This window comes from Streptomyces sp. NPDC086787, assembly GCF_044745865.1.
Lineage (GTDB): Bacteria > Actinomycetota > Actinomycetes > Streptomycetales > Streptomycetaceae > Streptomyces.
This window is the reverse complement of record NZ_JBIVBC010000002.1, coordinates 136427-150850: the sequence shown is the minus strand read 5'-3', so window position 1 is coordinate 150850 and position 14424 is coordinate 136427. Positions and strand designations below refer to the sequence as shown.

14 protein-coding genes are annotated in these 14424 nt (G+C 72.9%); 9 read left to right on the top strand and 5 right to left on the bottom strand.

What is annotated here, in order from left to right; translation table 11 throughout:
• Positions 1-21: 21 nt before the first annotated feature.
• Genes ACIPK3_RS06835 through ACIPK3_RS06825 form a run of 3 tightly spaced genes read right to left on the bottom strand, consistent with a single transcriptional unit; the run spans position 22 to position 2554 of the window.
• Positions 22-477, bottom strand: coding sequence for a hypothetical protein (locus ACIPK3_RS06835; protein ID WP_402567000.1), 456 nt, complete (start codon positions 475-477; stop codon positions 22-24).
• A 5-nt stretch (positions 478-482) separates the two neighbouring features.
• Positions 483-1121 (bottom strand): RNA polymerase sigma factor, encoded by a 639-nt coding sequence (locus ACIPK3_RS06830; protein WP_402566999.1) that lies wholly within the window; start codon positions 1119-1121, stop codon positions 483-485.
• Positions 1118-2554 carry a S8/S53 family peptidase gene (locus ACIPK3_RS06825; RefSeq protein WP_402566998.1) on the bottom strand — a complete coding sequence of 479 codons (1437 nt, stop codon included), beginning with the start codon at positions 2552-2554 and terminating at the stop codon, positions 1118-1120. Before ACIPK3_RS06825 ends, ACIPK3_RS06830 begins: the two co-directional genes overlap by 4 nt.
• 166 nt (positions 2555-2720) lie before the next feature.
• Between ACIPK3_RS06825 and ACIPK3_RS06820 the strand changes: the two genes are divergently transcribed.
• Positions 2721-5324: a CHAT domain-containing protein gene (locus ACIPK3_RS06820; RefSeq protein ID WP_402566997.1), complete on the top strand. Its 2604-nt coding sequence runs from the start codon at positions 2721-2723 to the stop codon at positions 5322-5324.
• A 40-nt stretch (positions 5325-5364) separates the two neighbouring features.
• On the opposite strand, the gene ACIPK3_RS06815 is transcribed toward ACIPK3_RS06820, so the two are convergent.
• Positions 5365-5508 carry a hypothetical protein gene (locus tag ACIPK3_RS06815; RefSeq protein WP_402566996.1) on the bottom strand — a complete coding sequence of 48 codons (144 nt, stop codon included), beginning with the start codon at positions 5506-5508 and terminating at the stop codon, positions 5365-5367.
• Here ACIPK3_RS06815 and ACIPK3_RS06810 point away from each other — a divergent pair.
• From ACIPK3_RS06810 to ACIPK3_RS06775, 8 genes are all read left to right on the top strand, one after another.
• Entirely contained in the window at positions 5497-5859 is a 363-nt protein-coding gene (locus ACIPK3_RS06810; RefSeq protein WP_402566995.1) for a hypothetical protein, read from the top strand. The genes ACIPK3_RS06815 and ACIPK3_RS06810 overlap by 12 nt on opposite strands.
• A gap of 103 nt (positions 5860-5962) precedes the next feature.
• On the top strand, positions 5963-6769 hold the full coding sequence (locus ACIPK3_RS06805) for a hypothetical protein (RefSeq protein ID WP_402566994.1): 807 nt from the start codon (positions 5963-5965) through the stop codon (positions 6767-6769).
• Positions 6770-6823: 54 nt separating this feature from the next.
• Positions 6824-7987, top strand: coding sequence for an NAD(P)/FAD-dependent oxidoreductase (locus tag ACIPK3_RS06800; protein WP_402566993.1), 1164 nt, complete (start codon positions 6824-6826; stop codon positions 7985-7987).
• Between the two features lie 7 nt (positions 7988-7994).
• Entirely contained in the window at positions 7995-8297 is a 303-nt protein-coding gene (locus ACIPK3_RS06795; protein ID WP_402566992.1) for a (2Fe-2S)-binding protein, read from the top strand.
• The gene (locus tag ACIPK3_RS06790; protein WP_402566991.1) at positions 8287-9696 is read left to right on the top strand and encodes an NAD(P)/FAD-dependent oxidoreductase; all 1410 of its coding nucleotides are present in this window, start codon (positions 8287-8289) and stop codon (positions 9694-9696) included. The genes ACIPK3_RS06795 and ACIPK3_RS06790 overlap by 11 nt, the downstream gene beginning before the upstream one ends.
• A gap of 78 nt (positions 9697-9774) precedes the next feature.
• A complete protein-coding gene (locus tag ACIPK3_RS06785; RefSeq protein WP_402566990.1) occupies positions 9775-10671 on the top strand; it encodes a dihydrodipicolinate synthase family protein in 897 nt (298 codons plus the stop codon).
• A 45-nt stretch (positions 10672-10716) separates the two neighbouring features.
• The gene (locus ACIPK3_RS06780; RefSeq protein WP_402566989.1) at positions 10717-11718 is read left to right on the top strand and encodes a proline racemase family protein; all 1002 of its coding nucleotides are present in this window, start codon (positions 10717-10719) and stop codon (positions 11716-11718) included.
• 43 nt (positions 11719-11761) lie between these two features.
• Entirely contained in the window at positions 11762-12475 is a 714-nt protein-coding gene (locus tag ACIPK3_RS06775; RefSeq protein ID WP_402566988.1) for a GntR family transcriptional regulator, read from the top strand.
• Positions 12476-12489: 14 nt separating this feature from the next.
• On the opposite strand, the gene ACIPK3_RS06770 is transcribed toward ACIPK3_RS06775, so the two are convergent.
• The gene (locus tag ACIPK3_RS06770) at positions 12490-14304 is read right to left on the bottom strand and encodes an ABC transporter ATP-binding protein (RefSeq protein ID WP_402566987.1); all 1815 of its coding nucleotides are present in this window, start codon (positions 14302-14304) and stop codon (positions 12490-12492) included.
• Positions 14305-14424: the final 120 nt, after the last annotated feature.

Below are 14424 nucleotides of genomic sequence, written 5' to 3'. Positions count from 1 at the left end.
GGCGGACCGGGCGCACGAGGCTCAGGCCCGCAGCCACTCCGTCACGATCACGTCCCCGCCCATCCGCAGCCGCAGCGCGAACGGGCCCGTCAAGGGTGCCTCGCTCACGAAGCGGCCCATCGGGTCAGCCGGGACCTGGTCGGTGGGCCGGGGGCCGGCGAGGATCTCGATGCGGGCCGGTTGCGGTGGCAGAAGCTGGCCCATGAGGCCCTCGCCCGTGACTTCCACGTCCACGGTCAGGTCGCCCGCGCGGAAGGTCAGCATCCTGGGCGCTGCCGTGGCGCCGCGCACCGGGATGGCGTCGACCAGGGAGTCGAAGGTCAGTTCGGCGATCCGGGCGTCAAGGTCGTGCAACGCGTAGGCCTCGATGGCCAGTTGTCGCAGGTCCGCGGGGACGGGGTCCAGGATGGCGGCCGCCTGGCGCAGTTCCTCCTCCAGGACCGCGATGCCGTCGTGGTTCCCGTCCGTGCCGTTCATCTCGTTCACAGTGCCCCCCGTGCGTCCAGTCGTGCCCTCAGCCTGCGCAGACAGCGCTGGCGCAGCGGTCCGATGCTGCCCACGGCGATGCCGAGGGCGGCCGACACCTCCACATAGCTCGGCGGCGGGGAAGCCATCAGGACCCGCAGCAACTGCCGGCAGCGCTCGCCGAGCTCCTCGAACTCCTGCCACAGCCAACGGATCCGCTCGGCCTCGGCGGCCGCCTCCTCCGAGTCGATCAGCGACTGCTCGGGCGTGCGGTCGTCGCTGACGCGGTCCAGGACCTGTGGATCGTCGGTCGGCACCAGACGTGTCAGACTCTTGATCACTTTCAGGCACTCGTGCCGTGCCGTGCTGGCCAGCCAGGCGCCCGCCTTCTCCGGTTCCCGGATCCGGCCCAGGTGCTGGGCGAAGCGGAACCACACCGTCTGGTAGACCTCGTGGCCGTCGGCGTCGGAGAGCCGGTGTGCGCGCACCACGGACCACACCAGCGGGCTCAGCCCTTCCACCAGCGCCTTCCAGGCCGCCGCGTCGCCCTCGACGGCGGACTGGACCAACGCGCCGACTTCTGTTCGGTCCACGTCGTCACCCCTCGTGTACGGCCTGTCATGGTACGCCGTAGAGGGGATGGTTCCGGTACTCATACCGTAGGCGCCGGCCGTGCGACGGAGACCGGCTGCCAGGTCGCCGGGCGGAGCGCCGGTACGTGCGCCCCGCGCACTTCCGCGAACCCGGTTTTGGACGACAGGAGTTGTTCGCGTGCGGCGCGCGGGTCGCGCTCCTTGTGCGCCGTCATGTGATCGGCGACGAGTCCGGCGACGACAGGCGTGGCGAAGGACGTCCCGCTCCACTGCGCGTACCCCTCGAACATCACCTGGTCCGGCTTGCCCGTCGCAGCGTCCCGCCCCTCGCTCAACATGCCGGTGTGGCGCGGGTACTGGCAGGTGCAGGCGTAGGTGAAGCCGTACCGGCAGGCGTCGTAGGTGGAGTGCTGGTACACGTAGGGCACGGGCGTCCCGAAGCCGGTGAGGACACCGGTGAGGCGCTCGCCGGGGGCGTAGACCTTCACCCAGGGGCCGTGGTTGCTGAAGCAGGCGCCGAACTCGCCGTCACCGCGGAGCGCGCCGACCGAGAGCACCGCCTCCGCGTACTCGGGAAGAGCCGCGTAGGCGGCGGGCCAGAACGGTGTGGCGCTGGCGTTGTTGCCGGCGGCCGCGATCAACAGCGTCCCCTGGGCGCGGAGTTCGCGCATGAACGCGTCGATGCCGAGCAGACCGTCGGTGCGGCCGTTTGAGGTGCCCGCGGAAAGGCTGATGATGTCGGGCCAGCCGTCGCGGTCGACGGCCTCGAACAGCTTGGTGCCGAGGTCGGACTCCAGGATGGCGCCGGCGTCGTTCAGGGTGTTGCGCACGGTGACGTCGGTGTTGGGGGCGACGGCGGCGACGAGCCCGGCGATGAACGTGCCGTGTCCGACGTACTGCTGGAGGACTCCCGCGTCGTCGGTCTCGCTGATCTGGGCGTCGCCCTCGGTGTGGGCGAGCAGCGGGCAGGACCGGTGGTCGCGCATGAGACCGGTGTCGATGACCAGGACGCCGACGGCGGTGTCGTGGTCATAAGGTGTCGCGGCGGGCGCCGGGTTCGGTGGCTGGGCCAGCGGGACGGGGACGGGTTCGTCGCCGGGGCAGGCGTTGACCGCGATGGAGACCACGTGGTTGCGGCTGACCAGCCGGTGTCCCCGGCGTCCCTCGGCCTCGCGCATGGCCCGCATCGCGTGCGCCACGGCGTGGTCGCCGCCGCGGTCGCCGTGGCTCGGGTCGCCCACCTGGATACGGGTGACGCCGGTCCGGTTGGTGTCGGGGCCCGCGCGGCGCACATGGTCCTCGACCAGGCCGTCCGTCCGGGTGAAGTGGGCGCGCACGGTGTCCTCGACGGCCCGTGCCTCCTCACCGTCGCGGGCCAGCACGACGCCCTTCTCGTAGAAGAACTCGGCGGAGTCGTCCGGTCCCATCGCGAGGGGTACGTCGGGCATCGAGCGTTGGATCTGGTGGAACTGCTCGTGAAATCGCTGAGGTGCCATGACGTGTTCCTCCCACTGCGACGGCGTTCGTCAGACAGAGCGGCTCAATCCACGATTGATACAGGAGGGCGGGGTGACGTCCAGCCCGGGGTGACGTCCAGTCCGCGGGGCACTAGCGGGGCACTATGTGTAGGACGCTGATCCGCAGGCCAGTACCATCCGTGGGGTGACAGCGGGAAGCGACTCGGTTCTCGAACTGCTGCCGATGGTGTTCGCCGCGCCCAACGAGGCGCTGGCCCGGGCCGAATCGGTGCTGCACGCCGACGCGTCGCCGTCGCACGCCTCCGTCGCCCACCAGGTGATCGGCATCTGGCAGCGGGACTTCGGCGATCTGCGGATCGCCCTGCGCCATCTGCGGCGGGCCCGCGATCTGGCGGCGCGCGCGCAGTCGCCCGACCGGGAGGCCGACGTGCTCGCCACCCTGGGGGTCGCACTGGTGCATGCGGGGCGCACTCGGCAGGGGCTGGCGGCATTCGAGCGCGGGGTCGCGCGCGGCAGCGGGCACACCCGGGCACGGGTCCTGTACCGCCGCGCATATGTGTGGTGGGTGCTGGGCCATCACCGGGAGGCCCTGGAGGACGTGCGCCGGGCGATACCGGTCCTGCGGCAGGCCGGCGACGTGATCTGGACGGCGCGGGCGCTGACGCTGCGGGCGACGGTTCATCTGGCGCTGGGCGCGGTGGACCGTGCCCACGCGGACTTCACGTCGGCCGAGCGGTTGTGGGACACCACCGGCCAGGAGCACGACAAGGCCGACGCGGTGGAGAGCCGGGGCCTGACCGCGTTCCGGTCGGGTGACATCCCGGCGGCGCTGCGGCTGCTCGACGAGGCCGAGGAGCGGTACGCGAAGCTCGGCACGCCGATGTTCATGCTCTACATCCGGCGCTGTGAGGTACTGATGGCGGCCGGCCTGGCACCGGAGGCACTGGCCGAGGCCGACGCGGCCATCGCGGAGCTGGACGAGATCGGCGGGCAGCCGACCCGTAAGGCCGAACTGCTGCTCGTCGCGGCGCGGGCGGCCCGGTCGGCGGGGGACCCGCACACCGCCATCGCCCGTGCCGCCGTGGCCGTACGGCTGTTCGCGGGGCAGCGGCGCACCTGGTGGGAGACGCACGCGCGGCTGGTGATGATCGAGGCGCGGGTGGCTGCCGGGCGCCGGTCGGGGCGGCTGGTGGCGGACGCGGCCGCGGTCGCCGAGCGGCTGGCCTCGTTCGGTTCGCCGACCGCGCCGGAGGCGTCACTGCTGGCGGGCCGGATCGCGCTGGCACTCGGCTGGACGGCCGACGCGGAGCGGCATCTGGCGGTGGCCGCGCGCAGCAGGCACGCCGGGCCGCCGCTGGCCCGGATCACGGGGTGGGCCGCCCAGGCGCTGCGGGCGCGGGCGGCCGGTTCCGGGCGGGGGGTGCTGGAGGCCTGCCGGCGTGGACTGGACGTACTGGACGACCACCGGATGACGCTGGGCGCCTCGGAGTTGCGGGCCAGGGCCACCGCGCAGGGCGCGGAGCTGGCCGCGCTGGCACAGCAGGCCAGTCTCACGCAGGGCGGCCCGCGGCGGCTCCTGGTGTGGAGCGAGCGCTGGCGGGCCACGGTGCTGTCGGCGCCGCCCGCACGGCCGCCCGCCGACCCGGCGCTGCTCAGCGGGCTGACCGCGTTCCGGGAGATCGCGGCCCGGGCGGAGGCCGCGCGCATGGACGGCCGTCCGGTGCCCGCGCTGGAGCGTGAACAGCGGCGTCTGGAACGGGAGATCCGCTCGCGCACCCTGCGCATGCGCGGTGACGTCCCCGGCTACGGCGACCGCTTCGACCCGGCCCGGCTGCTGGACCGGCTCGGCGAGGCACGGCTGGTGGAGCTGGTGGTGCTCGACGGCCGCGTTCAGGTGCTGCTGTGCGGGCAGGGACGGGTACGGCGGTTCGAGGGCGGCGCGCTGGCCGAGGCGGTGGCCGAGGCCGAGCATGTGCAGGCCGGGCTGCGGCGGCTGGCCCACCCCGGCGCCGAGGCCAGGCTGCCGCTGGTGGAGGCGGCGGGGCGGCGGCTGGAGGAGTTGCTGCTGGGCGGTGCCGTACCGCACCTGGGTTCCGGACCGGTGGTGGTGGTGCCGCCGGGCGCGCTGCACCGCGTGCCCTGGGCACTGCTGCCCTCGCTGCGGGACCGGGTGCTCAGCGTGTCGCCGTCGGCGGGCAGTTGGCTGCGCGCCCGGGAGACCGAGCCGCCACGGGACGGGGCGCATGTGCTGGTGCGCGGCCCCGGGCTCGCGACCTGCGGCGCCGAAGTGCCCGAGCTGGCCGACCGGTACGGCACGGCGAAGGTGCTGGAGTACGACGGCGCCCAAGTCCCGAAAGTGCTGGAGGAGTTGGACGGTGCGGCGTTGGCGCACATCGCGGCGCACGGCACGTTCCGGGCGGACAGCCCGCTGTTCTCCGCACTGCGGATGGCCGACGGTCCGCTGATCGTCCACGACTTCGAACGGCTCGCCCGCAGCCCGTACCGGATCATCCTGTCCAGCTGCGACACCGCGCGGCTCGCCACGGTCGGCGCCGACGAGTTGCTCGGCCTCGTCACCGCACTGCTGCCGCTGGGCACAGCGGGCGTGGTGGCGAGCAGCGCGCCCGTCAACGACGAGGCCGTGGTACCGCTCATGCTGGCCCTGCACAAGGGCCTCGAAGCCGGTCTCTCCCTGGCCGAGGCGCTGCGCGACGCACGGGCCACACTGCCCGGGGACGCGGTGCACCGGGCGACGGGCTGGGCGTTCGCGGCATTCGGGGCGGCGTGACGGCCGGGGTCACGACGGTGCGATCCGGCCTCCGAGTTCGTCACCCCATGGAGAGCGTCTGCGCCCGCCCCTGATACAGGCGCGGGCCGGTGTGCCGGTGCTCGAGTTGCCGTACGGCGGCCGTGGCGGTGGGCTGGAAGTCGGACGAGGTGTGCGGAAGGAGCCGGATTCGATGGTGGACCACCCTGACTCCGGGGCCGGTGAGGTGCCCGGCGCCGTGCCCGAGACGTTCGTGTTCGTCTGCGCGCGCTGCGGATACATGTGGCAGGAGGAGTTCCAGGTGGTGTTCTTCACCGACCCGGTCTCACTGGACACCCAGGAGTACGTCGACGAGGCGGGCCGGGCCATGCGGTCGCCGCTGTCCGACGCGGTCTGTGAGCGCTGCGGCGGGCGCAACGTCCGCGTCACGACGCCCGAGCTCGCCGCCCGTCCCGTCCGGGGCGCCGCCCCCCGGCACGAGCACCGCTTCCACCTGCACCGTCACTCGGCGGACGGGCCCGGCGAAGGGCACGGCTCCGGGCACGGTTCCGGCTGAGGGCGCGTACCGCGCGTCACCCGGACAGTCCGGTGCGGTGGCCGACGGGCGTGAGCGGTGATGGCGTGAGGGCACTTACCGCGTTCCCCAGGAGGCCGCCGCGATGAACCGTACGTCCCGTCCCACCCGCGTCCTCGCCCCGGTTCTGGTGGCCGGGGCGCTGCTGGCCACGGCCTCCTGCTCCGCCGGCACGGAGTCCCGGGCGAGCGCGCCCGCCTCGCCCGCGGCAAAGCAGTCCGCGTACCCGTCCGCCACCCCGGCCCTGACCGGATCCGGTGCGCGGGCGGCGCTGATCACCGAGGCGGATCTCGAAGGCGACTGGACGCAGGTGAACAACGCGGCGCGCTGGCGTGACCAGCTGCTCGTCGGCAAGGTCGATGTGGCGGCGTTCCTCAACGCGAAGTCCACCGCCGCCGAGTGCCAGCAGCTGCTCGACAGCCTGTACTCCGACACGCTGCTGGGTCGGCCGCCGGGCGCGTCCGCGCTCACCGGGTTCAGCTGGGGCGACTACCGGCTGCTCTACCAGGTGGGCGACTACGGCCGGGCCTCGCTGGACAAGTCCCTGGACTGGATCAAGAGCCTGCCGCAGAAGTGCGACCAGTTCACCGCGACCGCCGCGGACGGCAGTGAGCGGACGGTGCAGGTCGTCGAGCTCCCGCTGCCCCAGGCCGGCGACGCGCGGCAGGGCGTGACGGTGACCGTGCAGGGCACCGCTGCGGGTGATCCGGTCACGATCAACCTGGACGTCGCCGCGGTCCGGGTCGGCGCCTCCGCCGCCACCGTCACCAACGGCGGCCCCTCGGGCACCGATCACCCCAGCACCGAGGACGCGGTGGAGGCGGGCGCGCACCGTCTGAAGGACGTGCTCGCCGGGAAGACCCCGACCGCGAACCCGAGCCTGTTCGACTGACTCCGTCCGGTACGCCCTCTCCCCATGCACAGAACCATGTGACATATTACTGGCGTGGGGAAACGACTGACCTGCGATGTCGTGGTCGTCGGAGCCGGGATGGTGGGTGCGGCCTGCGCGCTGTACGCCGCTCAGGCCGGGCTCGACGTCCTGGTGGTGGACCGCGGCCCGGTCACCGGCGGCACCACCGGCGCCGGGGAGGGCAATCTCCTCGTCTCCGACAAGGGACCGGGGCCGGAACTCGAACTCGCCCTGCTGTCGGGCAGGTTGTGGGCCGAACTGGCACAGGAGACCGGAGCCGCGATCGAGTACGAGCCCAAGGGCGGCCTGGTGGTCGCCGAGACACCGGAGGACCTGGGCGCGCTGGAACGGTTCGCGGCCGGTCAGCGGGCGGCCGGGGTCACCGCACGGTCCGTGGGCGCCGACCGGCTCCGCGAGCTCGAACCGCGCCTGACGCCCGGGCTCGTGGGCGCGGTGCACTACCCGCAGGACGCCCAGGTCATGCCCGCCCTCGCGGCCGCCCACCTGATCCGCGCCTCGCGCGCCCGCCTCCTGACCGGCCATACCGTGACCGCCGTACCGCGCGACCGGGACGGGGCGGTACGCGGTGTCCGCACGGACCACGGTGACATCCAGGCGCCGGCCGTGGTCAACGCCGCCGGCCCCTGGGGCGGCGAACTGGCCGCTCTGGCCGGGGTACGCCTGCCGGTGCTCCCCCGGCGCGGCTTCGTCCTGGTCACCGAGCCGCTGCCCCGGCTGGTCCGGCACAAGGTCTACGCGGCGGACTACGTGTCCGACGTGGCCAGTGACTCCGCCGCGCTCCGCACCTCACCGGTCGTCGAGGGCACGGCCGCCGGGCCCGTGCTCATCGGCGCCAGCCGGGAACGGGTCGGCTTCGACCGGTCGCTCTCCCTGCCCGCGGTGCGCGCGCTGGCGGCCGGCGCGGTACGGCTGTTCCCGTTCCTGGCGCAGGTACGCGCGCTGCGCACCTACGCCGGATTCCGGCCGTATCTGCCCGACCACCTGCCGGCCATCGGCCCGGACCCGCGTGCGCCGGGCCTGTTTCACGCGTGTGGACACGAGGGTGCGGGTATCGGACTGGCCGCCGCCACCGGCCACTTGACCGCACAGGTGCTCAGCGGGGAGAAACCGGATCTGGACCTGACTCCGTTCCGGCCGGACCGCTTCACCGATACCGCTTCACCGACGAAGAGGTGAACACTCCTTGAATCCTCATGAGTTGACCCGGGCACGACCGGGCCCCGGCTTCACGGTCACCTTCGACGGCCGTTCGGTCGCTGCGCTGCCCGGCCAGACCGTCGCCGCCGCACTGTGGACGGCCGGGGTGACGGCCTGGCGCCACACACGGCGCGAGGGCCGCCCGCGAGGCGTCTTCTGCGGGATCGGGGTGTGCTTCGACTGTCTGGTGACCGTCAACGGCCGTCCGAACCAACGCGCTTGCCTGGTCCCGGTACGGCCCGGAGACGCGATTTGCACACAGGGCGGGACGGGCCACGATGAGGACTGAGCGACCCGAGCGACCGCACCTCGCGGTGATCGGGGCGGGTCCGGCGGGTCTGGCCGCCGCGCTGACCGCCGCCGCGGGAGGGGTACGGGTCACCCTCGTGGACGCCGCCGAGGCGGTGGGCGGCCAGTTCTACCGACAGCCCGCCGAAGGCTTCGGGGCGGGCAGGCCGCGAGCCCTCCACGGGTGGCGGACCTGGCAGCGGCTGCGCGCGGGGCTGGCCGAGCAACTCGCGGCCGGACGGCTCGGGCATCTGGCAGACCATCATGTCTGGTGTGTGGAACGGGAGTCGGAGACACCACGGTTCGTGGTGCACGCACTGCGCGGGCCCGGCCAGGAGGACGGCGTCGCGGTGCGCGCCGACGCCGTACTGCTGGCCACCGGAGGGTACGAGAAGGTGCTGCCCTTCCCCGGCTGGACCCTTCCCGGGGTGGTCACCGCGGGCGGGGCACAGGCGATGCTCAAGGGCGGACTGGTGCTGCCGGGCCGCACGGTCGTGGTCGCCGGTACCGGGCCGCTGCTGCTGCCCGTGGCGACGGGGCTCGCCGCGGCGGGTGCGCACGTGGCCGCACTCGTCGAATCCACCGGCCCCAGGTCGGTGGGGCGCCTGTCGTCCGCGCTGGCGGCCCGGCCGGCGAAGCTCGCCGAGGGCGCGGGGTACGCGCTGCGGCTGCTGCGCCACCGGGTGCCCGTCCTCCCGGGTCACGTCGTGACCGAGGCGCACGGTACCGACCGGCTGGAGGCGGTGACCGTCGCCGCACTCGACGCGCGTGGGGGCATCGGGCGCGGCGGGCGCCGCGTTCCGTGCGACGCCCTCGCCGTGGGGCACGGCATGCTGCCGCACACCGACCTGGCGCAGACACTGGGCTGCCGTCCGACCGACAACGGTGTGCGGGTGGACGGCGAGCAGCGCACCGACGTGCCGGGAGTCTGGGCGGCCGGTGAGGCCACCGGGGTCGGCGGCGCGGACCTCGCCCTCGCCGAAGGCCGTGTCGCCGGGTACTCGGTCGCGGCCCGGCTGCGCGGCAGCCCGCCCGACCCGTCCGCCCGGGCGGCGGCCGCCCGGACCCGGACGCGGCTCCGCTCGTTCGCCGCGGCGGTCGAGTCCGCCTACCGGCCGCCCGCCGGATGGGCCGAGCGGGTCACCGACGACACGGTGGTGTGCCGCTGCGAGGAGGTGACCGCCGGGGAGGTCCGGGCGGCCGTCACCGAGCTGGGCGCGGGCGATCCGCGCACCGTGAAACTGCTCAGCCGGGCCGGGATGGGCTGGTGCCAGGGCCGGATGTGCGAGCCGGCGGTGGCCGGACTCGCCGGGTGCCCGCTCACTCCGGCACGGCGGCCGTTCGCCCGGCCGGTGCCGCTCGGGGTGCTCGCCGGGACGGAGGAGGAACCGCCGCAGTGAGCGGCGCGGGTCTCCCCGCGCCGTGGAACAAACCCAGTCAGTACCATGTCACACGTCACCGGATTGGGGACATCGCTCATGACCATCGCGGAGAACCGCCCCTGGCACGGCGTCCTGGTAGCCACCGCTCTCCCGCTGCGCACCGACCTCACCATCGACCACGACCGGTACGCCGAGCACTGCGCGTGGCTGGTGGACAGCGGCTGCGACGGCGTCGTACCGAACGGCTCGCTGGGCGAGTACCAGGTGCTCACCCCCGGGGAGCGCGCCAGGGTCGTCGAGACGGCAGTGGCCGCGGTGGGCGGCGCGCGGGTGATGCCCGGCGTCGCCGCCTACGGTTCCGGCGAGGCCCGCCGCTGGGCGGAGCACGCGGCCGAGGCGGGCTGCGCCTCCGTGATGCTGCTGCCACCCAACGGCTACCGCGCCGACGAGCGGTCCGTAGTCGCCCACTACGCCGAGGTCGCCCGGGCGGGCCTGCCGTTGGTCGCGTACAACAACCCGGTCGACACCAGGGTCGACCTCGTCCCCGAACTCCTCGCGAGACTCCACGGCGAGGGCCTCGTCCACGCCGTCAAGGAGTTCTCCGGCGATGTCCGACGCGCCTACCGGATCGCCGAACTCGCCCCGGATCTCGATCTTTTGGCCGGTGCGGACGACGTACTACTGGAGCTGGCGCTGGCGGGCGCGAAGGGCTGGGTGGCGGGCTTCCCCAACGCCCTGCCCGCCGCCTCGGCCGAGTTGTACCGGGCGGCCACGGCGACGGACCCGGCCACCGCGCTGCCCCTGTACCGTCGGCTGCATCCGCTGCTGCGCTGGGACTCGCGGGTCGAGTTCGTGCAGGCCGTCAAGTTGTCCATGGACGTCGCCGGCCGGTACGGCGGCCCGGTGCGGCCACCGCGGGTCCCGCTGCTGCCCGAGCAGGAGGCCACGGTCCGCGCGGCCACCGAGAAGGCCCTCGCCGACGGGCTCCGCTGACGCCGCCGGTTCCGTTTCGAGAAGTCCGAGGAGGAAGGTCCGAGCATGCGCAGCAGACTCGTCCTGCACGCCGTCGACTCGCACACCGAGGGCATGCCCACCCGCGTGATCACCGGCGGGGTCGGCGTGCTGCCCGGCGCGACGATGAACGAGCGGCGGCTGTACTTCCGTGAACACCGCGACCACATCCGGCGCCTGCTCGTCCGGGAGCCGCGCGGCCACTCGGCGATGAGCGGCGCGATCCTCCAGCCGCCGACCCGGCCCGACTGCGACTGGGGAGTGCTGTACATCGAGGTGTCCGGGTGTCTGCCGATGTGCGGGCACGGCACCATCGGTGTGGCGACCGTACTCGTGGAGACCGGCATGGTGGAGGTCGTCGAGCCGGTCACCACGGTCCGGCTCGACACCCCGGCCGGAGTCGTCGTCGCCGAGGTCGCGGTGGCGGACGGCGCCGCGCGGAGTGTCACGCTCCGGAACGTGCCGTCCTTCAGCGCGGGCCTCGACCGCAAGGCCGTACTTCCCGACGGACGGCATGTGACATATGACCTCGCCTACGGCGGCAACTTCTACGCGATCCTGCCGCTGGCGGAGTTCGGGCTGCCTTTCGACCGCGCCCGAAAGGACGACATCCTCGCCTCCGGGCTGGCGTTGATGGAGGCGATCAACACCGTCGCGGAACCGGTGCACCCGGAAGACCCGTCGATCCGTGGCTGCCACCACGTCCATCTGTACGCGCCCGGCGCAACCGCCCGCCACTCCCGGCACGCGATGGCCATCCACCCCGGCTGGTTCGACCGTTCGCCCTGCGGCACCGGGACGAGTGCGCGCATGGCACAGCTGCACGCGCGGGGCGAACTGCCCCTGCACACCGAGTTCGTGAACGAGTCCTTCATCGGGACCCGGTTCACCGGAAGACTGCTCGGCACGACCGAGGTGGCGGGCCTGCCCGCCGTCCTGCCGAGCTTCACCGGCCGCGCCTGGATCACCGGCACGGCCCAGTATCTGCTCGACCCGGACGATCCGTTCCCGGAGGGCTTCGTCCTCTAGTGCCCCGGCAGGCAGCGTTTCGGCTCCAGGGCTCCGAACTTCTATGATGCGTGACATGGCACAGAAATCGCAGCAGGCGGACGCTCCCGAGCTGCCCCGCCTCGGTGGTCGGCGCAGTAGTTACCGCGAGCGGGTCGCCGAGGCGCTGCGGGCCGCGCTGATAGCGGGTGAGCTGCGGCCCGGCGAGGTCTACTCGGCTCCCTCGCTCGCCGCGCGCTTCGGTGTCTCGGCCACGCCGGTGCGCGAGGCGATGCTGGACCTGGCCAAGGAGGGGCTGGTCGACACGGTCCCCAACAAGGGCTTCCGGGTGACCGCGGTCTCCGACAGACAGCTCGACGAGTACACGCATGTCCGCTCGCTCATCGAGATCCCCACCGTGGTGGGGCTGGCCTCTACGGCCGACCGGGTGTCCCTGGAGGCGTTGCGCCCGGCCGCCCGCGAGATCGTGGCCGCCGCGGTGGCCGGCGACCTCGTCGCCTACGTCGAGGCGGACACCCGATTCCATCTCGGTCTGCTCGCTCTGGCGGGCAACGCCCACCTGGTGGAGGTGGTCGCCGACCTGCGCGGCCGTGCCCGGCTCTACGGGCTCACCCCGCTGGTGCGGGAGGGACGCCTGCTGGCCTCGGCCGAGGAACATCTGGAGCTGCTCGACGCGCTGCTGGACGGCGACGCCCCCGCGGTGCAGGCGGTCATGACCCGGCATCTGGGCCATGTGCGCGGTCTGTGGGCCGCGCCGCCCGGGCCGGAGCCGAGCTGACCACTCGGCAGTGGTCAGCTCACCTCGGCCCGCGCGGGCCGGTCGTCCAGGAAGCCGCCCGACTGGTGCTGCCACAGCTTCGCGTAGGCGCCGTCGGTCGCCAACAGCTGCTCGTGCGTGCCCTGTTCGACGATCCGGCCGTGGTCGAGGACCACGAGTCGGTCCATCCCGGCGACCGTGCTGAGCCGGTGGGCCACGACGAGCGCGGTCCGTCCTGCCATGAGCCGCCACAGCGCCTCCTGCACGAGGATCTCGCTCTCCGAGTCGAGGGCGCTGGTCGCCTCGTCCAGGAGCAGGATCGGCGCGTCCCGCAGGATCGCCCTGGCGAGCGCGACCCGTTGGCGCTGTCCGCCGGACAGCTTGACCCCGCGTTCGCCCACCATGGTGTCGAAGCCGTCCGGCAGCGCGTCGGCGAACTCCGTGACATGGGCGGCCTCGGCCGCGCGGCGGATCTCCGCCTCGGTGGCGTCCGGCCGGGCGAACGCGATGTTCTCCCGCAGGGTGCGGTGGAACATCGCCGGGTCCTGGGGTACGTAGGAGATCAGGCCGCGCAGATCGGACTGGCGCAGCCGACTGATGTCCTGGCCGCCGATCAGGATCCGGCCCCTGTCGATGTCCGTCATCCGCAGCAGCAGCCGGGTGAGCGTGGTCTTCCCTCCGCCCGACCGTCCGACCAGACCGATCTTCGTCCCGCTGGGCACCGTGAGGTCGAGGCCGTCGAACAGGGGGTCCCCTCCCCCGTGGGCGAAGGTCACCCGCTCGAAGCAGACGTCGGCGGGACGGGACAGCAGCGGCTCCGCTGACTCGGGGTCGAGTACGGTGGGCGGATCCAGCAGCAGTTCGGTGAACTGGGCGGCCTCCGTCATCGAGCTCTCCAGACGACGGTAGATCTGGTTGAACTCGAACATGATCCGGGTCGCGTTGGAGTAGTACGTGAAGGCGACCACGACCGCCTCGACACCGTGCCCTCCGGTGCCGACGGCGACCGCGATCAGCAGCCCGAGGACGTTGGTCAGTACGGACATGGGCGCGACCAGCGTGTCGATGCGCAGATTGGCGTAGTCCCAGGAGCCCAGCGTCAGTCGACGTGAGGCGGCGACACGGGAGCGGTGCTCGGCGGCCTCCCGCTCCTCCGCGGCGAACGCCCGGACGGTCTCCATGTTCATCAGGCTGTCGGCGACATGGCCGGACACCCGGGCGGTGGCCTCCTCCCGCCGGTTGACCAGCGACTGCCGACGGCGGATGAGGGGGGCCACGCACACCCCGGTGAGAACGATCATCACCAACAGGGCGACGACGAGCAGCGGTTCGTAGCGCCACAGCACCACGGACCCGAACAGCAGCGGCACCAGGCTGCCGACGATGTTGAAGGTCAGGGTGTCGGCGAACTCCTCGAAGCGCGAGGCGAAGCTCAGCACCCGCTTGGTGAGGGATCCGGCGAAGTTGTCGTGGAAGAACTTGGCGTCCTTGGCGAACAGTTCGTCCATGCCGATGATGTACAGGCGCTCGATGCCGAGGGCGTCGAGCCGGTTGAGGCAGTGGATTCCGCCGCGCCACAGCGCCTCGGAGACCAGCAGGACGACAGCGAAGCCGACGACGTACGGCAGCGCGGTGCCGAGCGAGATGTCGCTCTGCCCGGCGATGCGGGCGACGAGCTTGGCCACGGCCAGCGGTGCCAGGTAGTTGATGCCGATGTTGCCCAGCGCGGGCAGCAGCATCGCGGGCACCGTCAGCCACCGCAGCCGGGCCAACTCCCGTCCGTAGTAGCGAAGCGCGAGGAGAGCCGGGCCCTTGCCCGGCAGTACCCGGCACGAATCAGGAAGGTCCATTTCAACCCTGAGTGATCGAGTGCGTACGGAAAGTGAAGGCTCGTAGTCTCCCGTCGCTCTCCCCGTGACGTCCAAGGGTTTTTCCGGGACCGGCCACCGGCTGCCGGGCGTGATCGGGGC

Coding starts and splice junctions, on each gene's coding strand:
- ACIPK3_RS06835 (WP_402567000.1), bottom strand. CDS start 477: ATGAACGGCACGGACGGGAACCACGACGGCATCGCGGTCCTGGAGGAG.
- ACIPK3_RS06830 (WP_402566999.1), bottom strand. CDS start 1,121: ATGAGTACCGGAACCATCCCCTCTACGGCGTACCATGACAGGCCGTAC.
- ACIPK3_RS06825 (WP_402566998.1), bottom strand. CDS start 2,554: ATGGCACCTCAGCGATTTCACGAGCAGTTCCACCAGATCCAACGCTCG.
- ACIPK3_RS06810 (WP_402566995.1), top strand. CDS start 5,497: ATGGTGGACCACCCTGACTCCGGGGCCGGTGAGGTGCCCGGCGCCGTG.
- ACIPK3_RS06805 (WP_402566994.1), top strand. CDS start 5,963: ATGAACCGTACGTCCCGTCCCACCCGCGTCCTCGCCCCGGTTCTGGTG.
- ACIPK3_RS06790 (WP_402566991.1), top strand. CDS start 8,287: ATGAGGACTGAGCGACCCGAGCGACCGCACCTCGCGGTGATCGGGGCG.
- ACIPK3_RS06785 (WP_402566990.1), top strand. CDS start 9,775: ATGACCATCGCGGAGAACCGCCCCTGGCACGGCGTCCTGGTAGCCACC.
- ACIPK3_RS06780 (WP_402566989.1), top strand. CDS start 10,717: ATGCGCAGCAGACTCGTCCTGCACGCCGTCGACTCGCACACCGAGGGC.
- ACIPK3_RS06775 (WP_402566988.1), top strand. CDS start 11,762: ATGATGCGTGACATGGCACAGAAATCGCAGCAGGCGGACGCTCCCGAG.
- ACIPK3_RS06770 (WP_402566987.1), bottom strand. CDS start 14,304: ATGGACCTTCCTGATTCGTGCCGGGTACTGCCGGGCAAGGGCCCGGCT.